A 4,025-nucleotide genomic window follows, 5' to 3' on the forward strand; every position below is an offset into this window, starting at 1 on the left:
GACGCAAGAAAGTATCAAACGAGGAACTCGATGCCACGCTTGGACGCGTCGGTTTACCGGAGGAAGCGTTTACACGGCGTGTCAAGACCTTCTCCAAGGGGATGCGTCAACGCTTAGGTATTGCCATTGCGATTATGAAGAACGCGCAAGCTGTCCTGCTTGATGAACCGACTTCGGGGTTGGACCCGAAGGGCGGTGCCGATTTCCTGAATCTGCTCCGTGAGTTAAAAGAGGAAGGCAAAGCCATCTTCATGTCGACGCACGACATTTTCCGTGCGAAGGAAATCGCCGACAGGATCGGAATTCTCGTGGAAGGCAATCTTGAACGGGAGTTAACGCGTGAGGAGATTCTAAAAGAAGATCTCGAAGCGTTATATCTGCATTACGTCGCTGGATACGAACCTGAAGAAGACGCGACTGAGTGAAAGATAGAAGGATGAAGAAATATGGATGGATGGAAAAAGAATGGAAAGGAAGGATGGAAGGATGGAAAGATAGGGTCTCCACCCTTCCACTCTTCCACTCTTCCACTCTTTCAGCCTTTGATGTTCGCACTGATATTCATGAGTGCAATAGGGGTATCACTGCTTGCTCCATTGGCAGCGGCGTTGGAGACCCCGCCCGTTAATGATAACAGTCCGAAAACGAAAGAGGAACAGAACCGTCAAATCCTGATAGAAATCGATCGCCTGAAGATGGAATTGGCAGAAAAACTAATGAACAAGAAACGGGTGGATCTCGAAAATCTCAAGGCGATGCTGATGGAGGAAAATAACATCGTTACCGTCTCCGAAGTGAACACAGCAGAGGAGGCTTACGAACGTGCCGTCGATGAATATGAACAGGCAAAATTGACGCTCCAACAGACGGAACTTGATTCACTGAAAGATGAGTGGCATATCACCGTTGAAACGACAAGACTCTATGAATCCGTCGATGGTCGGGAGTTGTTTTCAATCACTTTAAGGAATAGTTCATCTCCCGTCAAACTCATTGAAAGCTCGAAAGTGCTCGGACGCGACATTATCATCAGTGCGCAGATTGACGACATCTTCGTCGAGATTAAAGAACAGGAAGGTTTCGGCGCAAGCGGAGCAACCATCACTGAACCCTATGAACGACGCATTGAGACACTCAAAGAGGGTGAATCTGTCACGTTGGAGTTTGAACTCATAAAAGAGAATGTGCGGGATGTCGTCGTAGAATTGAAGTACTCGGGGCGTGAGGAGCAGAAGAACATCCATCTCAAACAAGAAGATCCGTATATCTCTGTCGTATCAGCGAGACGGTATAAGGAGGGGGATCGCAGGCGTCTGGAAGTTGTCCTTACCTACGGTACCTTGGAAGGCGAAACACAAGAAACAGGGACCAACACCGCACAAGAAATCAATAACGTCTACGTCTCCATTAAAGACGACACCGAATCCATCATCGGCTATCCCTATGAACCCCGCATTCCGACACTCAAAGACGGACAGGAGAAAACCCTCGACTTTGAACTGCGGCGGAATGTGGACAACCTCACCGTCAATCTCAAATACCTTGATAAGGATATTTCCTACAAGATTCATCTTGAGGAGGACACGCGCTACATCTCTATCCTCAGTGCGAAGAAATTTCGCGTCGACAACCAAATGATGGTGACGATTCAACTGAAAAACACATCTACGACCGAGGCAATGCCCGTCAACGCGGCACCTGAAGAGATTGCCGCGGCAAATGAGATTCGCGGCATCTATGTCTCTTTACTTGATGTTACCGATGATACGAACATCGTCAAACCCTACGAAGAGAAAATTCCAGTGCTCGGTTACAATGAAACTGTGGACCTGACGTTCCAACTCCAGAAGGATGTCGAGAGCCTGAAGGTATCGTTAGACTATCCGGAACTTGACGAACCCGACATGCGACTCATCTATCTGCAAAAAGAATCCGCGTTGGATGTCGTCAATGTCAGCTCACTCCGCTTCTCACAGGAAGGGAACTTGGGCAGCAGCGTCACCTACGATTTGACGCTCGATCGGTTGGCAGAAACAGAGAATACATTCCAACTCCGTGTTATTAACCTGCTGAACCGCCTCTCCTTTGAATTCCAAGATCCAGAGACAAAATCCCGGCAGTCACAGGTAAAATTTACGCAGGAACAGTCAAAGCGGAATCTTTCGCTGATTGTCTATCTGCCAGAGGAATTGGATGCGTCTTATCTCGATAGCACGCTTGAGTTCCACGTCGCTGTGCTTGATGAGGCAGAGGCAACTGAACTCGGTGGTGTTAACAATCGGTTGGATTAAGGCGGTGTCGAACGGTTTGAACTGATTCCAAAGGGTGTACCGGAGATTGAGGTATTTGTGCCAAACGCCTTCCAGACGATCAAGATAGGCGAAGAGGTCAGCATGACGGCGACACTCAAGAACATCGGCACCCGCGACCTTGTTGACATTCGTATGCTTGTCGATGTCAACACGGATTGGAAATACACAGTTATCCCTGAAGTTATTGGCGCATTGGAACGCAACGAAGAGAAGGAGATCCAATTGACCTTGAGTCCACCTACGGACATCGGCGTGGGAGAATATCAAGCGAAGTTGAATGCGGAAGTCACGGTTGATAACCGTAAGTTTGAGGCACGCGATCGTTCCATCACGGTGCAAGTCGAGTCTCAGACGCAAATGTCGGTGACGACGTTGCTGTTCGGTGCGTTGATACTCCTGATGATTGGGATTGTTATCGTCACAATCCGTATCAGCCGACGTTGAGGAATGGTTATCAGCAGTCAGCAGTCGGCAGTCGGCAGTCGGTAAAGACGCAAGCGTTACAGAACGCCGCTTTGTATTACCGATGGTTCCGATAGCCATTCTTAGCCGATGGTTTCCGATAGCCGATAGCCGATAGCCAATACATGGAGATAGTAGTGAACAAGAGGTTAACAAAACTATTAGCAGTCTGTCTGTTTTTGAGTATTGTGAGTGTCGTCTCGGCGCAGCGGCGGGTCGTCCTACAGCCAGCACGCGCTATCGAACTCGCGCTACAGAACAACGAAGCCGTGAAAAAGGCGGAAAAAGTGGTGGAACGTGCCAAGGCAAACCTCCGAGTGTCCAAAGCCATTTACCTACCACAGGTCGGACTCACCGGCGAATACCAACGCCAAAAAGACGGCGATATAGATGATAGAGACTATCTCACCCGCGCACAGGCAAGTATGCTTCTCGCACAATTCGGCGAAATTCCCGAGAGCCTTGATGCCACGCAGGAGGACGTCCGCAAGGCAGAGATTGAATATCAACGCGCACGGAAAGAAAGTGTTCACGCCGTTCGGAACCTCTGGCACAATATCATCCTCACACAGGAAGAGATTCAGGAACGGCGTGCGATTGAGGTAGAACTCAATAAAAAACTCAAAGGCACACAAATCAAGCACGCAGAGAAACGGATCCCTTTCCTCAGTCGCCTCAATACGGAACTTGAACTCTCCGAACAGCAACTCGCCCTCAATGAACTCCAACGCCGACTTGACGTGGACACCGCAGAACTCATTCGTCTCACTGGACTCGATCCCCTATCAGAAGTTACCCTCTCACAACCCCTCTCTGAGGACGATATAACCCTGGAAACTGCCGTTGAACTCGCACTCGCAAACAACCTTGGTTTACGCGACTTACAAGGCGATATTCTGCGTCAAGAACGCCTCGCCGGAGAGACACTCTGGCACCGATTCCCCGAACTCTCTGCCGAAGCGCGCTACAAAGATCTCCATGTGTTGCTGGAACAACACGAACGGAACCAAACATGGGACGCAAAGGCACTCTATGATCCGGTGATACTTGATCGGGAGCGAGATACATCCAGCATTTTTCAAACAAGCCCACGCACCCAAGACGGGTGGGAACTGCGTTTCAACTTCAACATCCCGCTCTACGATGGGAATCGGACGGAGAATCTTCGCGCTGTAGAAATTGCAGAATTGGAGCGGTTGCAGCTGGCATATATCGAAAAAACAAAGTCAATCCGTGTCGCGGTGCGACGCG

General features: G+C 49.5%; 4 protein-coding genes and 1 pseudogene (1 of these 5 cut by a window edge). All 5 read left to right on the top strand.

Annotated features, from left to right (window positions below; all coding sequences use genetic code 11):
• Positions 1-425, top strand: a pseudogene (locus J4G07_22505) (ABC transporter ATP-binding protein) (it extends 230 nt beyond the left edge of the window).
• 21 nt (positions 426-446) lie between these two features.
• Positions 447-2,291, top strand: a complete 1,845-nt coding sequence (locus tag J4G07_22510; GenBank protein ID MCE2416756.1) for a hypothetical protein — start codon at positions 447-449, stop codon at positions 2,289-2,291.
• Between the two features lie 57 nt (positions 2,292-2,348).
• The gene (locus tag J4G07_22515) at positions 2,349-2,756 is read left to right on the top strand and encodes a hypothetical protein (protein ID MCE2416757.1); all 408 of its coding nucleotides are present in this window, start codon (positions 2,349-2,351) and stop codon (positions 2,754-2,756) included.
• Entirely contained in the window at positions 2,722-2,892 is a 171-nt protein-coding gene (locus tag J4G07_22520) for a hypothetical protein (GenBank protein ID MCE2416758.1), read from the top strand. Before J4G07_22515 ends, J4G07_22520 begins: the two co-directional genes overlap by 35 nt.
• 19 nt (positions 2,893-2,911) lie before the next feature.
• Positions 2,912-4,025, top strand: a 1,114-nt coding sequence (locus tag J4G07_22525) for a TolC family protein (protein MCE2416759.1), incomplete at its 3' end; no start/stop codon positions are given.

This window comes from Candidatus Poribacteria bacterium (genome assembly GCA_021295715.1).
Classification (GTDB): domain Bacteria; phylum Poribacteria; class WGA-4E; order WGA-4E; family WGA-3G; genus WGA-3G.

Bases quoted from the DNA above. Each gene is read 5' to 3' on its own strand.
- J4G07_22510 (MCE2416756.1), top strand. From the start codon at position 447: ATGGATGGATGGAAAAAGAATGGAAAGGAAGGATGGAAGGATGGAAAG.